8 protein-coding genes are annotated in these 17,240 nt (G+C 71.6%); 4 read left to right on the forward strand and 4 right to left on the reverse strand.

All coding sequences use genetic code 11. The annotated features are described in order from the left end of the window. The first annotated feature begins 131 nt into the window (after nucleotides 1-131). Nucleotides 132-2,888: a helix-turn-helix transcriptional regulator gene (locus ACTXG6_RS37735; RefSeq protein WP_445184104.1), complete on the forward strand. Its 2,757-nt coding sequence runs from the start codon at nucleotides 132-134 to the stop codon at nucleotides 2,886-2,888. Nucleotides 2,889-2,946: 58 nt separating this feature from the next. On the opposite strand, the gene ACTXG6_RS37740 is transcribed toward ACTXG6_RS37735, so the two are convergent. The 4 genes from ACTXG6_RS37740 to ACTXG6_RS37755 all read right to left on the reverse strand — a co-directional run bounded on the left by ACTXG6_RS37740 (nucleotide 2,947) and on the right by ACTXG6_RS37755 (nucleotide 11,600). Next, a complete protein-coding gene (locus tag ACTXG6_RS37740; RefSeq protein ID WP_445184105.1) occupies nucleotides 2,947-4,173 on the reverse strand; it encodes a cytochrome d ubiquinol oxidase subunit II in 1,227 nt (408 codons plus the stop codon). Next, nucleotides 4,163-5,530, reverse strand: coding sequence for a cytochrome ubiquinol oxidase subunit I (locus ACTXG6_RS37745; protein ID WP_445184106.1), 1,368 nt, complete (start codon nucleotides 5,528-5,530; stop codon nucleotides 4,163-4,165). The genes ACTXG6_RS37740 and ACTXG6_RS37745 overlap by 11 nt, the downstream gene beginning before the upstream one ends. 39 nt (nucleotides 5,531-5,569) lie before the next feature. Further along, nucleotides 5,570-6,469 carry a hypothetical protein gene (locus ACTXG6_RS37750; protein ID WP_445184107.1) on the reverse strand — a complete coding sequence of 300 codons (900 nt, stop codon included), beginning with the start codon at nucleotides 6,467-6,469 and terminating at the stop codon, nucleotides 5,570-5,572. Between the two features lie 148 nt (nucleotides 6,470-6,617). Continuing rightward, a complete protein-coding gene (locus ACTXG6_RS37755; RefSeq protein WP_445184108.1) occupies nucleotides 6,618-11,600 on the reverse strand; it encodes a protein kinase domain-containing protein in 4,983 nt (1,660 codons plus the stop codon). 324 nt (nucleotides 11,601-11,924) lie between these two features. Here ACTXG6_RS37755 and ACTXG6_RS37760 point away from each other — a divergent pair, with 324 nt between their 5' ends. The 3 genes from ACTXG6_RS37760 to ACTXG6_RS37770 all read left to right on the forward strand — a co-directional run bounded on the left by ACTXG6_RS37760 (nucleotide 11,925) and on the right by ACTXG6_RS37770 (nucleotide 17,056). Then, nucleotides 11,925-12,230 (forward strand): hypothetical protein, encoded by a 306-nt coding sequence (locus tag ACTXG6_RS37760; protein ID WP_445184109.1) that lies wholly within the window; start codon nucleotides 11,925-11,927, stop codon nucleotides 12,228-12,230. Between the two features lie 235 nt (nucleotides 12,231-12,465). Continuing rightward, entirely contained in the window at nucleotides 12,466-13,938 is a 1,473-nt protein-coding gene (locus ACTXG6_RS37765) for a DHA2 family efflux MFS transporter permease subunit (RefSeq protein WP_445184110.1), read from the forward strand. Between the two features lie 94 nt (nucleotides 13,939-14,032). Next, nucleotides 14,033-17,056: a helix-turn-helix transcriptional regulator gene (locus ACTXG6_RS37770; protein WP_445184111.1), complete on the forward strand. Its 3,024-nt coding sequence runs from the start codon at nucleotides 14,033-14,035 to the stop codon at nucleotides 17,054-17,056. Nucleotides 17,057-17,240 lie beyond the last annotated feature (184 nt).

Genomic DNA, 17,240 nt, shown 5'->3' on the forward strand with positions numbered 1-17,240 from the left:
CGCTCGACCAAGACGGGGCGCGGAGCGCACGCGGTGCGGATCGCCGGCGCCAGGCCGTCCACCTCGTTCCCACGCCGGCCCCCGACGCCCGGGAGGCAGAGGGGCGCCGCTTTGGCGTTGGTCAACCGTCCGTGGGTCGCCGCGCGGAGTATGCCGAGCTCGACGGGGTGCTCTGGGCCGTTCGGGCGGGCAAGAGCCGGGCGTTGGTGCTGGTCGGCGAGTCGGGCGTGGGCAAGACGGCATTGCTGGACCACCTTGTCGCGGAAGCGTCGGGCTGCCGGGTACTGCGCGCCTCCGGTGTCCAGCCGGAGATGGAGCTGGCCTTCGGCGGGTTGCATCAGGTGTGTACGCCGCTGCTCGATCGCGCCGAGCGGCTGCCCGACCCGCAGCGGGAGGCACTGCGCACCGCGCTCGGGCTGGCCGCCGGGCCCGAGCCGGATCGGTTCCTGGTCGGTTTGGCCGTGTTGGGCCTGTTGGCCGATGCGGCGACCGAGTGGCCGCTGGTGTGTGTGATCGATGACGCGCAGTGGCTGGATCGGGCCTCGGCGCAGGCCTTGGCGTTCACCGCCCGCCGGCTGGTGGCGGAGTCGGTGGCGGTTGTGTTCGCCGCGAACGATGCCGAACAGATGCCGGAGTTGGCCGGTCTGGCTCGGCTGCGGGTACGCGGCCTGCCCGAGGCGCAGGCCCGGGAGCTGCTGGACTCCGTGCTGCCCGGCCATGTGGACGAGCGGGTGCTGGACCGGATCGTGGCCGAGGCGCGGGGCAACCCGCTGGCGCTGTTGGAGCTGCCGAGGGCCCTGTCGGCACCGGAGCTGGCGGGCGGTGGCGACCTGCCGGGCGCCTCGGGGGCGCCCGGGCGGGTCAAGGAGAGCTTCCGGCGCCAGCTCGCCGCGATGCCTGGCGAGACACGGCGGCTGTTGCTGGTCGCGGCGGCCGAGCCGCTGGGTGATCCGGTGCTGTTGTGGCGGGCGGCGGGCCGGTTGGGGATCGCGGACGAGGCCGCGGTGCCGGCGGCCGACGCCGGCTTGATGCGGATCGACTCCCGGGTGCGGTTCCGCCACCCGCTGCTGCGCTCGGTGGTCTACCGAGCCGCCGACGCGGAGCCGCGCCGCGCCGCGCACCAGGCGCTGGCCGAGGAGATCGACCCCCGGGCCGATCCCGAGCACCATGCCTGGCATGCGGCGCAGGCTGCCACGGCGCCGAACGAGCAGGTGGCCGCCGAGCTGGAGCGCTCGGCCGCTCGGTCCCGGGCGCGCGGCGGCCTCGCCGCGGCCACCGCCTTCCTGGCGCGGGCCGCCCAGCTGACGCCCGACCCGGCCAGGCGTGCCCAGCGCCGGCTGGCGGCGGCCCAGACCACCCACCACGCCGGCACGCCGGCCGCCGCCCTGCGGCTGCTGTCGATGGCCGAGGCCGGACCGCTGGACGAGTTGGGCCGTGCCGAAGCGGGACTGTTGCGCGGCCAGATCGCGTTCGTGAACCGCGCCGAGGAGGCGGCCTCGCTGCTCTGGGGTGCCGCCACCCAACTGGAGCGGCTCGACCGCCGGTTGGCCCGGGACGCGTACCTGGAGGCCATCTCGGCGGCCTGGCTGGTCGGCCCGGTGACAAGCGGGGTCGACCTGGGGCAGCTGGTCCAGGCCGCGCACGCCGCACGCATCACGCCGCCGCGCCCGGTGGACCTGCTCCTGGACGGGCTGGCCACCCGGCTCACCGACGGCTACGCCGCGGGTGCGCCGGAACTGAAGCGGGCGCTGCGTGCCCTGCGGGGGCCGGACAGGCCAAACGAGGAGGCGATGCGCTGGCTGCACCTTGCCACCGCCACCGCGGCGCACCTCTGGGATGACCGAACCTGGGAGACGCTGGCCACCGGCCATGTCCAGCTGGCTCGGAGGCTCGGTGCGTGCACGACGCTGTTGCACGCCCTCAATATGGCGACTCTCATGTACGTGTGTCTGGGCGAGCTGGCCGCGGCCGCGTCGCTGGCCGAGGAACAGACCGCGGTCAGTGAGGCGACCGACAGCCCCGTGCCGGCCTACGCCGCGCCGATGCTTGCGGCGTGGCGGGGGCGCGAAGCGGAGGCCGAACAGGTCTTCAAGTCGGTCGGCGACGAGGTGCTCCGCCGTCGCGAGGGCCAGGGTGTGATCATCGTTGACTGGTCGCGAGCGGTGCTCTACAACGGCCTTGGTCGCTACGAGGACGCACTGGCCGCGGCGCGGTCGGCGAGCGAGCTCCCGCCGCAGATCGGCTTGACGCCCTGGGCGGTGCGGGTCGAGCTCATCGAGGCGGCCACCCGCGCGGGAGAGCCGGAGCACGCCGCAGCGGTCTTCGAACAGCTCATCGAACCCACCAACGCCGCCGGCACGGACTGGGCCCTGGGCATGCAAGCTCGCTGCCGTGCCCTGCTCGGTGAGGGCCAGGCCGCCCAGGCCGCCTATCAGGAGGCGATCCAGCTGCTGGGCCGCACCGGCGTGCGGGGCGAGCTGGCGCGTGCCCACCTGCTCTACGGAGAATGGCTGCGGCGGGAACAACACCGGGTGGACGCCCGGCATCAACTGCGCACCGCCCACGAGATGTTCGCCGAGATGGGCGCGGAGGCGTTCGCCCAGCGGGCTGCCCGCGAGCTGGGCGCCGCCGGGGAGGCGCCGCGCAAACGCAAGCTCGAGACGACCGGCGAGCTCACCGGTCAGGAGGCGCAGGTCGCCGCCCTGGTCCGGGACGGGCTGTCGAACCCGGAGATCGGCGCACGGCTGTTCATCAGCCCGCGCACCGTCGAATGGCACCTGAGCAACATCTTCGGCAAGCTCAACATCACCTCCCGCCGGCAGCTCATCCGCAGGTCCCCGTTCCTGGGCGGCGCCGCCACCTCGACCGGAACACGCGGCGGCGGCTGAGGGGGCCGCGGCGCCGAGCAGAGCGGGCCGCCGGAGGGCGAGCAGGTCCGGCAGCGCCTCAGTCGCCCTCGACCGGGAGCGTCGACACGTGGGTGAACATGGTGAGAGCGCCGCCGGACAGGCAGGCGATGGCGATCACGTGCGCCACACCGGACTCGGTGAACACCAGCAACACCGCGCCGAGGACGAGGCAGGCGACGGTCGCAGCCACCGTCAGCCGGGTCGGTCTCCCGCCCGCGGTGTCCTGCCCGGCCGGCGTGGACGCCAGCTCGCGCACCGCTGCTCCCCCGTCGAACCGCCCGCTCAGGTGCAGGGCGAACAACAGCAGTAGCGACGGGACCAGCACGATCGCGCCGATCGCGACAACGACGGTGACGGCGAGCAGGGTGGACCGCTCGGCCGCCGCTTCGCGGATTGTCAGACCGGGCAGGATCCAGGGCTGTTGGGCGACGGCCCAGCCCACGATGATCGCGGCGACGGCGAGGGCGGCCGACACCCGAGCCGGCTCGAAACGGCCGCGCCAGACCAACACGAGCGTGCCGAGCCCGCCCACCGCGGAAACCACGACCATCGCGAGCCCGCCGCCGGCGGTGAGGCGGCTCCCGAACGAGGCGGCGTCGACGTTGACGACATTCAGGCCGACCAGCGCGAGGACTCCGGTGCAGACGCCCGCCCGCAACGCCCGGGCCCGGAAGTCCAGCTGCAGAGCCCGTTCGCCGGCCCGGTGGGCGTCGGCGGCCAGGTAGACCGCGGCCAGGTAGGCGGACGTGGCCACCGCGAGTACGCCGAGCACGATCGAGGTCGGGTTGAGCCAGCTGGTCACCGGGTCGCCCTGGGCGTTCCCGGGTGGCACGCGGCCGGTGGCGATGGCTCCGACGACGGTGCCGAGGGCGAACGGCGTCAGCAGGGAGGAGAGCGCGAACAGTCTCTCGGTCGCCCGCCGATCGCGGGCCGCCTCGAGTTGCCCGCGCAGCGCGTACGCGGCCCCGCGCAGGATGATCCCGATCACGGCAAGCAGCAGCGGCGCGGCCAGGGTGGAGGTGATCGAGGCGAAGGCGACCGGGTAGGCGGTCCAGCAGACGACCAGGATGAAGATCAGCCAGACGTGGTTGGCCTCCCAGACCGGCCCCATCGTGTGCCGCGCGTACTCGCGGGCGGCCGCGCGCCCGGCCCGTCCGCGGCCGGCGACCAGCGTCCAGAATCCGGCGCCGAAGTCGGCGCCGGCCAGCACGGTGTAGGCCACCAGGCCGACCAGTATGAAGACGACAGGGAGGTCAGCCAGCACGGTTGTGTCCTTCCAGTACCCGGCTGTCGCCCTCCAGCGGCACCCGGCGCAGGCGTCGCAGCAGCCAGCCGACCAGGATCGCCAACGCCGCGTAGACCGCGACGAGCGTGCCGTAACCGACCGGAATCCCGGTCGCTCCGGTCACCGCCCCCGAGGTGCGCATGACCCCGTATACGACCCAGGGCTGGCGGCCGACCTCAGTGGTGATCCAGCCGGCGATCAGCGCGACCACCGACAGCGGCCCGGCGGCGACCAGACCGCGGTAGAACCAGCGCGACCTCGGCAGCCGGCCCCGGCGCAGCCGGACGTAGAGGTACAGGGCGCCGAGCAGGGCCAGCAGGGTGCCGATTCCGACCATCGACTGGAAGGCGAACCGCACCACGTTCACCGGCGGCTGGTCCGTCACCGGCACGCTGGACAGGCCGGTGACCGTGGCATTCGGGTCGTGGAAGGCCAGCAGCGACAACATCCGGGGTACCCCGATCCCGCCGACCACCCGCTGGCCGTCGTACCAGCCCAGTAGGTGCTCGGGCGCCCCCGCCGTGGTCTGGCCGAGCCCCTCCAGCGCGGCCAGCTTCACCGGCTGGCCGACGGCGACCTCGCGGGCCACCCAGTCACCGATCACCGCCTGCAGCGGCGCGGCGATCGCGGCGGCGGACAGCACGATGGTCAGCGCGGCCCGTTCGTAGCGGCCCCACCGCCCCCGCAGGAAACCCCAGGCGTAGCTGCCCGCGAGCAGGAAGCCCGCGACCACATAGCCGGCCAGGTACATGTGGACGAACTCGTGCCAGAAGTACGCGTTCCCGAACAGCGCCGACCACGGGTGTACGTCGACCGCTCGCCCATCTTGCAGCCGGAATCCGCTCGGATGGTTCATCCAGCCGTTCACAGCGATGACGAAGAGCGCCCCGGTCACCCCGGCGAGCACCACCGGAATGCCTGAGGCGAAGTGCCGCCACGGCGTCAGCCGATCCCAACCGTAGACATAGATCCCGATGAAGATCGCCTCGATGAAGAAGGAGAAGCCCTCGAGCGTGAACCCGAGCCCGAACACATTGCCGAAGCTGGCCATGAAACCCGGCCAGAGCATGCCGAACTCGAAACTGAGGATCGTCCCGGTGACCACCCCGACGGCAAACAACGCGAGCATGACCTTTGACCAGCGCCTGGCCAGCAGGCGATAGAGCATGTCGCCGGTGCGCAGATAACGCCACTCGGCGAACAGCACCATCGGCGGGAACGCGATGCCGAAACAGACCAGTGGAATGTGCACCGCCAGCGACAGTGCCTGCATCTGCCGCGCCTCGAACAGGTACTGCTGATCGACCGGCCCGAAGCCACCGGTCGCGGCGGTCATCAGCACGCTCATTTCCGCACAACCGGGAATAGGCATATCTCACCCGCTGCGCTCGTTGAGCTCCGCATAGGCGATCCCGGTGAGGTTGCCCTGGGCCACCAGGATCTCCCGGCGGTTCGACCCATCGAGATCGGCCAGGTAGACCGTGCCACCCAGGTCGGTCACGAACATGCGCCCGCCGACCGGATCGAGAGCGATGCCGATGCCCTCCATCAGGTGGGTCGACAGGATCTCGGGCTCCCCGCTCCGGTTCGTCGCGTCCAGCGGGGCCCGATTCACGGTATTGCCGCGCGGCGGATCCCCCCGGTCGGTCCAGTACAGCGCGCGAGTTGCCAGGTCGAGCTCGATATCGATCGGCTCGGGCAGGTCTTTGAACAGCACCTCGATGTCGCCGCGAGCGGCCGGGTCATCGCCGGCGGGCACATCGATGCCGGCCCGCAAGATCTTCCCGAGTCCGGCGTCACTCGGGCCCTTCTGGGTCCAGTAGAGGTGCCCTCCGGCGACGTCCACGCCGACACCGACGCACCACTTCGTCTGGTCGCGGCTGTCGTCACCCTGCCCGGTCTGCACCAGTGTCTCGACGTTCGAGCCGTCGAGGTCGCAGCGCATGACCCGCATCCCCTCGCGGTCGGCCCAGTAGAGCTTCCGGCCCGCCGCCTCGAAATGCAGCTGCTTCGGCGTGTGGGTCCCGCCGCCGGGCACGATCGTCGTTCGATTACCTCCATCGAGGTCAACGCGTTCGATCGAGCCGTCGTTGAGCTGGGGAATCCCCATATTCGTCCAATAGATGTGGCCGGCGTCGACATCGACCGCGACCCCATCGGGGACGCGGCACCCGGTGACCAGGACCTTCTTGTCGGAACCGTCCGGGTTCACCGAGAACAGGCGCCCGCCACCACTCGCCTCGAGCACAAACAGTTTCTCCTGCGGCTGGGTCACAGTCGCTCCTTTCGGGGATGCGCGAGGATTTCCTTGCAATGGGAACTGTGCGCCGCACCGACGCGGCGGCCATCACCGGAAATACTCACTCCCGGTACTCAAAGACCGCGTCGACCATCATCTCCAGCTTGATCATGCCCAAGGCGGACTACTGGAGTGGGAGCTCGAGGCGCAAAGTGGTCCCTGACCCGGGTGGGCTGTCGAGGACGAGGCGCCCGCCGAGCGCCTCCACTCGGTCCTTGAGCCCGAGTAGCCCGCCGCCGCCGGGCACGGTCGCACCACCGCGTCCGTCGTCGCGCACCTCCACCCGGAGCACGTCGGAGCCGCCGCGCTCGAGGGTGTCGACCCGGATCTGGACCACCGAGGCCGCCGCGTGCTTGGCGACGTTGGTCAGGGCTTCAGAAACCACGTAGTACGCCGCGATCTCGACCTGCTCGGGCAGGCGCCCCTCGACCCCGACCGCCAGCTCGACGGGGACGGCGCTGCGCAGTGCCACTGCCTCCAGCGCGGCGGGCAGCCCGCCCTCCACCAGAACAACCGGGTGAATGCCCCTGGCGAGTTCACGCAACTCGTCGAGCGCGCTCGTCACCTCGCTGACCAGCGAGTCCAGCTGCGCCACCAGCTCGCCGGAATCGGGCGGCGCCCCCGCCTGCACCGCGCGCAGCCGCAGCGCAAGCGAGACGAGCCGCTGTTGGGCACCGTCGTGCAGATCGCGCTCGATCCCTTGCCTGGCCTGGTCCCCGGCGGCAACGATCCGCGCGCGCGAGGTGGTCAGCTCGCCGTAGAGGCGCGCGTTGTCCAGGGAAACGGCGAGCTGGCCGGCGATGAGCTTGACGGCGTCCAGCCGCTCGGCGGTGAACGCACCTCGAATGAAGCGGTTCTCCACCAGCAGCACCGCCCGCGGCGTACCGCGGCTGAGGATGGGCACCGCCAGCAACGAGCAGCAGCCGACATCGGTGAAGTATGGGTCGCGGGCAAACCGGTCATCACCGGTGGCATCGGCCACGACCAGCGTCTCACCGGTGCGCTGGACATACCGCAGCACGGTCATGGGCGCCTCGTGCTCGTGGCCGGTGGCGGCGGTCCCGGGGGCGGTGATCCCGGGGGCGGTGATCACGGTGGCGCCGCTGTCGGGTGCCGGCAGTAGCCAGTCCCGCTGGTCCTCGCTCCACGACAGCAGGTGCACGCCGGTGGCGCCGGTCATCGCGCTGAGCACGCCGACCAGGCGCGAGCGCAGCCCGGCGATGCTGGTCTCCGAGCTCAGTGCCTGCGACGCGGACACGATCCCGACCAGGTCCAGCATTCCCGTTGTGACCGCCGTGCGCCCGGGGTCACGATCACCGGGGAGGTCGACGAGATCCCCGCCGGCGGCGTCGGCGCGCAGCCGCAGGGACGGGTAGGCCCAGTCGAGTCGGGCCACCTTCGCGCTCGCCCCCCAGATCTGGTACTGCTGCCGGGCCTGGGCCAGCAGCTCGAAGCCGGCGTGTTCGATGCCGTGGGCCAGGTAGAAGCGGGCAGCCCGTTCGATGATCAGAGCCCGATGCCACGGCCGCTGCCGGTCAGCGACCGAGTGCCGCGCGGCATCGAAGGCCTGGACGGCGCCCCGGAAGTCGCCGACCGCCCAAGCCCGCTCGGCCTCCAGCAGCCGCACCAGGTACAGGAAGTTCGCCGGCGCGTCGACAGCGCGGGCGGCCAGCCACCGCGTCAGCTCGTCCAGCTCCGAGAGCGCTTCCTCGCGCTCCGCACCGTCGCTGGCGCGGGCCTGCCAGGCCACGGCCAGTCCGCGTAGCAGGCGGGCCACGGCGCTCGGATAGATGCCGGCGGCGAACGCCTGCAGCGACATCGCCGCCTCGGTGTGCCGTGCCAGATCGACGGGATCACCCAGGACAGCGGCGGCGGTAGCGCGCGTGATGTGCACGAGGAGAAGAGCGAGCGGATTGATCGACGTATCCGTGAGGACGCCGTGAGCCGTGGCGGCGGAACTCTCGCCGCGGAGCACACTGGCCAGCCATCGGTAGCTGTCCAGGTATTGGCCGGTCTGTTCGCCCCCGGTACGCCGCGCGAACGCCAGCCCCGCCTCCGCCGCCGCGGCGCAACTGGCCAGTGACGGCGCGCAGTCCAGCAGAAAATACACCTGCGCGAGGTGCGCGTAGCCGGCATAGGTCAGCTCGCCGCCAGCGATCAGCCCCTCCCGGGCCCGCTGTGCCGCATCGGCCGCGTTTTCGATCGGCTCGAACCAACAGGCCAACAGAGCAAAGAGAAAACGGGCTTCCGAGGTCTCCGGCTCGTAGCGGCGGCCCTCACCCAGCGCCAGGATCCGCCCCAGCGCCCGATACCCGGCGGCGTAGTCGCCGCGCAACGTCACAGCGGCGCCGCATGCGGCGCCGGCCGGGCCGAGCAGGCTGGAGCCCGGGCCGTGTTCGAGCCAGATCCGCATCCCTTCCAGGCCCAGCCACCCGTACAACGGCAGCTCGGCGAGGAAGTAAGCCGCCGGCAGGACCGCTTGAATCAGTCGGGTGGCAGCGAGCAGTGTCGGGTCGGTGAGGTCCGGCCGAGCCAGGTCGGCCGCGGCTTCGGTGTCGTCCAGCCACCGGTACAGGAAGGTGAACTGCTGGTCGAGCTCGCCCGGGAGCCGGTCCGCGTCGGGCACGGTGATGCCGAGTTCGCGCAGCGCCGCCAGCCCGAGCTCGAGGGCCTCGCCAAAGCGGTTGCGGTGGGTCAGGCTGCGTACCTGCACCGTTGTGGCATCAGCGCGCTGTACGGCAGTGGGGAGCAGGGCGACGATCGCGCGGTACTCCTCGTCCGCCGCTCCCAGCCGCCCCAGGCTGAACAGGGCGGCGAGTCGGGCGGTGTGCATCTCGACCAGCGTGGTGGTCTCAACCGGCTCGACCAGCCGTAGCGCGGCGGCTAGATACGAGCTCACCCGCGCGTGGTCCCCGGTCAGCTTCGCCTGGTCGGCGGCGTGCCGCAGCAGCCCCACCACCGCACGCCGCTCCTCGGCATCCTCGAGGACGTCGGCCACCGGCAGGTACTGCTCGGCCGCGACGGCGAACAGGTCCGGCACGCCGGCCAGTCGTCGTGCCATGGCCAGCTGCAGGGTCCGTCGCCGGGCCGGCTCCAGCCCCGCGAGGATGACCTCGCGGATGCGGTCGTGGCGAAACCGCACGGCCTGGCGCGCCCCGGGCTCCGCCACCAGCAGGCCCTCGTCAAGGGCCGCCGTGAGCGCCTGGTCCACCGCGTCCGCCGGCTCACCGAGGGCGGTTCGCAGCAGGCTCGCCTCGGCGCGGCCGCCCAGGCACGCCATCGACTCGAGCACCTGCCGGGAAGCCTGCGGCACGGCCGCAACGCGCGCCGCCAGCAGCGCCGTCACCTCGGAGCGGTCCAGATGCGTGGCTACCGCCGCGTTGTCCCACCGCCACCCCTGCGCCGTCGCCACCAACAGGCCGTCGCGGCGCAGCGCGTTGAGCAGCTCCACGGTCTCGTAGGGATTGCCGGAGGTGTACGGCTCGATCAGCTCCGCGAGGCCGGCGGCCGGGCCCGGGTCCACCCGCAGCATCTCCCCCACCATGGCGGCCAGACTCGGCCCGGACAGGTTGTCCAGCCGGATGAACCGCACGCCCGCCTGGTCGCGCCACCGGGCCAGCGGCTCGGCCAGCTGGTGCCCCACGTCCACCTCGTCCTCGCGGTACGCCACCACCAACAACAGGCCCTCGATCGGCCCCTCGCTGAGCACCGCATCCACAAACCCGAGCGCGGTGCGCCCGGCCCACTGCAGGTCGTCGACGAACACCACCAGGGGGCGTTTCGATGAGGCGACCGCACGCAGCACCGCCACCCCCACGCGCTGCGCCCGCACTGCCGCCGTCAGCGGATCACCCGCGTCGGGCGCCACCCCGAGCAACGCCGCGAACTCCGGGATCGCCGCGCTCTGCAGACCCGCGTTCGGGCCCACCGCCCGCAGGATGCGCTCGCGGAGCCGCACCATCTCGTCCTCGGGCTCGGCCAGGAGCAGCCGACCCAGCGCGCGGAACACCAGGTGGACCGCGTTGAACTCGAGATGCCGCCGGTACTGGTCGAACTTGCCGGCCACGTACCAGCCATCCCGGCCGGTCACCACCGCCCGCAGCTCGTCGACCAACGCCGTCTTGCCCACTCCCGGCGCCTCACCGACCACCACCCCCTGGCACCGGCCGGCCAGCGCCTCCTCCAGCGCCTCCTCCAACGCCGCCACCTCGGACTCGCGGCCCGCCAGCCGCGACGGCGCCAGCAGCCGCGCCGGAAAGTCGCGCTCTCCCACCTTCGACGGGGCCGCCGCCGAACGCCCCTCGGCGTCCCGTAGCCGCTCCAGGTCGTGGAGCAGGCCGTCGGCGGTCTGGTACCGGTTGTCGGGCTCCTTCTCCAGCAGGTGCATGACGATCGCGGACAGCAGCCCCGGCACGCCAGGCGTCACCTCTGCCGGCGGGTCCGGCACGCGCGCCAGCTGGTCGTGGACCAGGCGCAACGGGTCACCCGAGCCGAACGGCGGCTCACCCGTCGCCAGCTCGTACAGCATCGCGCCCAACGCGTACAGGTCCGCGCGATGGTCCACCGCCCGACCGGTCCGACCGGTCTGCTCGGGTGCCAGGTACGCAAGAGTCCCGGCGATCTGGGTGTGGTGGGTGAACTCGGGGCGAACCTCGGCGAACGTCGTCGCGGAGGCGAAGTCCACCAGGCACGGGGCGCCGTCGTCGGAGAGCACGACATTCGCCGGGGTGATATCGCGGTGCATCACCCCGCGGCGGTGCATCCCGGCCACCGCCCTGGCCAACCGCACCGCCACGCCGACCAGCTCGTCGACGGCCAGCGGTGTGGCCAGCTCCGCGAGGCTGGTGCCGCCCACGTCCGCCAGCACGAGCGACCCCGGGTACCGGGGCGCCTCCAGCAGCGGCACGACCCCGGCAACATCCCGCAGGCGCCGCAGCATCGCGGTCTCGTGCCGCAGCCGGCCCGGCGCATCCGCCCCCAGCGGCTCCTTGCGGATGACCGTGCGCCCGGGCAGGAACAGCCGGGTCACCCGGGCGCGGCCGCTGTCCCGGAGCACCGAGGCCCGCGCGGGCGGTTCCGGACCGGGCGGCAACCCAGCTACCTCCATCGGTCACCTCCCCACGGCCGGCCCACGTCCAAGACCGTACTTACACCTGTCCGGGGACCACGGCGACTGCGCGGGACGGGCCCGTGGGACCTGTCGTACCCCGGCACGCCCATCGGACCCCGGGTGCCCGTGCCGGTTCCCCGGGGGCAGCCCGGTGCGAAGCCCCGGGGCGAGCGCCGCCTCGCGGCGCAATAGTGGTGCTGAAAAGCCGAGCCACATCCACTGGCCAACAAAAGAACGATTTCGTCGGTCATAGCGGGGTTCGCTGATAGTCACACAACCGGCAGTGTTGGACAAGCCACCACTCGGCCCAGGAGGTTTCCCATGCCGAATCTTGAGGCCGGCAACCTCGATTACGTGCTTGCCGGAATGGCCTACCCCGCGACGTACTGGCAAATTCTCGCATGGGCGGATTACAACTGCGCCACCAGCAAGCTCCGAAAAGCGCTGTGGCAGCTCCCCGGCAAGACCTATGTCAACCAGCGGGCGATCGCCGCCGCCCTCTGGGAACAGTCAGGCGGGGTAGCGGCGTGCTCCCCGCCGCCCCCTACCGCCGTCCCGGCTCACCGCATTGTTCGCAAACGCTACGGCCGGAGTTATGTCCGCCCCGCAGTCAGGCGGATCGCATGAGCCGCCCAGATCTGGCTCGCACCGGGGAAGTCCGAAAGGCCGGCTTCTCGCTCCCCGGGGATGGTCGGTGACGACATCCAGCACCAAACCCAGTGTTGGCGGCTCGCCGTCACCGTCGGGCTCGCCGTCACCGACACCGGGTCCGACGGCCGAGTTTCGGCCGCCCCAGCAATCCCCGGCGGCGCCTCCGCCGCGCCCGAAGGGCACTCGCGCCCTGCTGGCCGTAGTGGCGACGGTGACCGTCGGAATGTTCATCGGGGTGGTCGAGTCGGCGATCGTCGGCGTGGCGTACCCGGCCATCCAGAAAGAGTTCGGCGCCACACACGAGGACGTCCAATGGGTCACCACCGCGTTCCGACTCACCCAGGGCGTGGTGCTGCCGGCCGCGGTCTGGCTCTACGAACGTCTCGGCGTCCGCCGCGCCTACCTGATCTCTCTCGCGCTGTACGCCGTCGGTTCGGCGCTGTGCGGTCTGTCCCCCAACCTGGCCTTCCTCATCGGGGCGCGAGTGATCCTTGCGATACCCACGGCGCTGACCCCGATCGTCTGCATGGCCCTCATTTACCACCTCATGCCCGCCCGGGCCGTCCAGGTGGCCATGCTCATCTACGCGACAGGGGTGATGGCCGGGCCGGGCTTCTCCCCCGTCATCGGGGGAGCCCTCGTCGAGTACGTCAACTGGCGGATGGTGTTCTACATCGGGATACCCCTCGCGGTTCTTGGCCTGGTCGCGGGGGCGATTCTGCTGCCGGCCACACCGCCCATCGGGCGGCGCCGATTCGACGCGGTCGGCTTCCTGTGTCTCGCCGTCGGGCTCTTCACGCTCCTGCTGGCCCTGTCGAAAGGCCAGTACTGGGGGTGGGACAGCTACCGGATCCTGATTCTGTGCGCGGTCGGCACGAACGCATTGGCACTGTTCGTCGTGGTGGAGCTACAGGTTGCGGAACCGCTGTTGAACCTGCGGACATTCACCTGCCAGCCGTTCGTCATCGCACTCGTCGCCGTCGACGTGGTCTTTGTGAACCTGCTCGCGGTCATCTCCTTCATCCCGCAGTTCCTGCTGCAGGTGCAGAGCCTCACCCCGACGAACGCGGGCCTGGTGCTGGTGCCGCAGGCGGTGGCCTGGGTGGCGGCCATACCGATCGCCGGACTCCTGTACAGACGATTCGGCCCACGCCTACCGGCAACTGTCGGGTTGGTGCTTCTCGGCGGCGCCACCGTCCTGCTCGCCCGGCTGAACGTGGACCTGCCCAGACCGGAACTGGCCACGATCCTGACGGTTCGCGCGGTCGGGCTGGGCCTCGCCATGATCCCGTTACTGGGCGGCGCGGTGGCCGCGCTCCCGAAAGAGCTCCTCGCCGCCGGCACTGTGTTCCGCACCCTGACCCAGCGCGTGGTCGCGGCCCTCGGGCTGGCCATCTTGACGGCACTGCTGAGCGCCCGGCAGGCACAGCACATGGCCGACCGGTCCGCCTTGATCGAATCCGCCGATGCGCACCGGAACCTGCCGTTCGCACCTCTGACCAGCCAACCGACCGGTTTGCTCGCGCTCTGGCAGGAAACCACAATCCGGAGCGCCGCCAACGCGTACTCGGATGTATTCCTTGTCGTCGGGCTCGCCACCCTGGCGAGTATTCCCTTGGTATTCCTTGCCCGCTGGGGAGACCAGCCGAGAATTCACCCCGAGGTGGCGGAGGTCGGTGCCTAGCGACTGAACCAGGCGCCGTGCGGAGTTGCGGCCTGGAACCGGCCGAATTTGTTGCCGAGATTGTGGAGTGATGGTGTACGCGCGAAATAGCGGTGTGAGCGAGATAGCCGACAGCTTATCGACCGGATTCGCCGCACCATTTGTAGGACGGGTCAGCGAGCTGCGCGTCGCCGATCGGTGCCTGGGCGAGGCGCTGGACGGACGCGGCGGGGTGCTGCTGATCGCCGGCGAGGCCGGCATCGGCAAGACCAACCTGGCCGAGCTGATCGGGGATCGCGCCCGCGGTCACGGCGCACCGGTGGTGTGGGGACGGTGTGTCGTGGCGGAAGGCGCTCCGGCGTTCTGGCCGTGGCGTCAGGTGCTGCGAGGCTGCCTGGCCACCGCGGCGACGGACGCGCTGGCCTGGCGTGGCGCTGACGTGGCCGATCTGGCTGACCTGGTGCCCGAGCCGGTGCCAGCCGCGGCGACGGACCCGACCTATCGACGGATGCCCAGTGAGCCCGGCGCGGCCCGGTTCCGCCTGTTCGAGTCGGTGACCGCCACGGTGGCCGAGGCCGGCGAGGCGGCGGGCCTGGTGGTCGTGCTGGACGATCTGCACTGGGCCGATTCGTCCTCGGCGCAGCTGCTGGCGCACCTGGGTCGGGAGCTGGCCGCGACGCGGGTACTGGTGGTCGCCACCTACCGGGATGACGAGATCGCACCCGAGAGTCCGGCGGGCGAGGCGGTGGCCGAGCTGCGTCGGCAACGGACCACCGTGCCCCTCCGGCTGGACGGACTGACCGAGGCCGAGGTCGCCGCCCAGCTGGAGAACACCTTCGGGCAGCGGTTCGGCCAGGATGTCGTTGCCGGGGTGGCCCGACGCAGCGGCGGCAACCCGTTCTTCGTGACCGAGATCGGCCGGCTGCTGGAGCAAGCCAGCCGAACCGGGCGGGACGTCCGGCTAGCGGCCACGGTGCTGCCGCACGGCGCCAGGGCGCTGATCCGCAAGCGGGTGGGCCGGGTCGGGGACGCGGTCCGGGAGGCGCTGCGCGCCGCCGCGGTTGCCGGTGCCGCCATCGACAGCGCGACGGCCGCCGCCGCGGCCGGCCTACCGCTGACCGGAATGCTCGACGCACTCGACGACGCGCTCGCGGCAGGGCTCGTGCGGCGCACCTCCCCGGGTGGCATCGAGTTCGCCCACCCCCTGGTGCGCGACGCCCTCGTCGCTGACCTGCCCACCTCGCTGCGGGTCGAGATCCACCGCCGAATCGCCGAGCACCTGGAGCTCGCTCACGCCGCCGAGCTCGATCGCCACGCCCCGGCGCTCGCGCACCACTGGCTGGGCGCACTGCCGGCCGCTGATCCCCGTCGAGGTGTCAGCTGGGCGGAGCGGGCGGCCGCCCAGGCACTCGACGCGCTCGACTACCAGGAGGCCGCCCGGCTCTACGAACGCGCGTTGGGCGCCCTGCGCCACGGCGGACTGGACCAGACCGACCGGGTCCGGCTCCTGATCGGCCGGGCGGACGCGCTGTGCAAGGCCGGCGACATCCGTGCGGCGATCGCCGATGCGACCGAGGCGGGCGAGGAGGCTCGCCGGGGCGGCGACCCGGTCGCGATGGGTCGGGCGGTGCTCACCCTCGAAGAGGTGCTGGACCCGACGTGGAGCTGTACCGCGATCCGACTCAGCCAACGGGCGCTGGCCCAGCTCGGGGACAGCCAGGTCGCGCTCCGCGCCCGCTTGATCGCCCTGCTCGCCGCGCACGCCGCCATCCTCTGGCCGGAGAAGGACAACCTGTCGGTGGGAGACGACCGCAGCGAGGTCCGCAGCGAGCGGTCAGTGGAGCTGGCCGAGGTCGCGGGCACCCCCGATGCGCTGGTGAGCGCGCTGCGCAGCCGGCAGGTGGTTCGAGCCACGCCCGACGGGGTGCGGGATCGCCTCGGGTTGGCACAACGGATCCTGACGATGGCCAAGGAGTCCGGCGATCTCCGGACCGCCTTCTGGGGCGGGCTGTGCCGAGTCGACGCCCACTGCCTCCTCGGTGACCTCGGCGCCGCCGAGGCCGAGCTGGCCCGTCTCGACGAGATCGCCGCGCTGCTGCGCCAACCCATCGCCGACATGCATGTCACCAGCGCGAACCGCGCGCTGGCTATCGGACGGGGCCGGTTCGCGGACGCCGGGCGGTATCTCGCGCACGCTCAGCGACTCGTCGCCGACGGCCTCTACCAGCGGCTGGGCTACTTCAATGCCGTGGTCGGCACCCAGCTCGCCGCGTTGACCGGCGACCCGGTGTTCGAGGCCTGCACCCATGCCCTCGAGGAGCAGACGTCGACGATCGGCGACCGGGCCGGCTCCGGGTGGGTCTATCTGGCCTCCTACTACGCGAGTCGCGGCGAGTGGGACCGGGCGGCGATCCACTACCGGCGGCTGCCGAGCTGGGACAGCTGGCATCTGCCGCGTCCGAGCGCGCTCCCGCGCCTCGAGGAGCGCGCCCGGCTGGCCGCTCTGCTCGACGACGTCGACGGCGCCACGATCGCCTACCAGCGGCTGTTGCCATGGGCCGACTACTTCGCCGCGTCCGGGAACGGCCAGACGACCTTCACCGGATCGGTGCAGCTGTCCCTCGGGGTGCTGGCCGCCACCCTCGGCAAACAGGACCGCTCCGCCCGCCACCTGCGGACAGCGATCGAGGCCAACCAGCGTGCCGGCCTACCTCCGTTCGACGCCCAGGCCCGCTTCGAGCTGGCCCGGGTACTGAGCCGGCGCGGCGACCGGGACAGGTCCGAGGCGCTCGTCCTCGCCTCGGACGCCGCCCGCCTCGCCGAGGAGCTGGGCATGGCCCCGCTGCACGCCGGCGCCGACGCGCTCGCGGGAACTCTGCGCCACACATCGCGCGCGGTCGATCCCACCCAACTGACCCGACGCCAGAGCGAGATCGCCGACCTCCTCGGCCGAGGACTCACCAACCGCCAAATAGCCGACTTCCTGTTCATTTCCGAAAGAACCGCGGAAAACCACGTGAAACACATCTTGCACAAACTCGGCTTCCACAACCGGAGCCAGGTCGCCGCCTGGGCGACCGCCAGCAACCAACCGGATCACCAGCCACGATTGTCGCCGGACCGCCACAGCCCGAACTGACCGCGCCGCTGTTTCGCGTCAGCAGCGAATTGAGTACCACCTGTGACTGCTTCTGGCCATGACGCTCCGATCGAGCTCGCGAATACTTCCGAGATGCGGTCCCCAAACCGCAAAGGATCGCCGAGCCCGCTGGGCCGCTGAACTGCATTCGGCGCGTACCTCCCGAACCAGCCCAGCTCCCCCG

It is taken from the genome of Pseudonocardia sp. Cha107L01 (genome assembly GCF_052566575.1).

What these genes read in the sequence shown, in the direction of transcription:
- ACTXG6_RS37745 (WP_445184106.1), bottom strand. Translation starts at nt 5,530, where the DNA reads ATGACCGCCGCGACCGGTGGCTTCGGGCCGGTCGATCAGCAGTACCTG.
- ACTXG6_RS37755 (WP_445184108.1), bottom strand. Translation starts at nt 11,600, where the DNA reads ATGGAGGTAGCTGGGTTGCCGCCCGGTCCGGAACCGCCCGCGCGGGCC.
- ACTXG6_RS37760 (WP_445184109.1), top strand. Translation starts at nt 11,925, where the DNA reads ATGCCGAATCTTGAGGCCGGCAACCTCGATTACGTGCTTGCCGGAATG.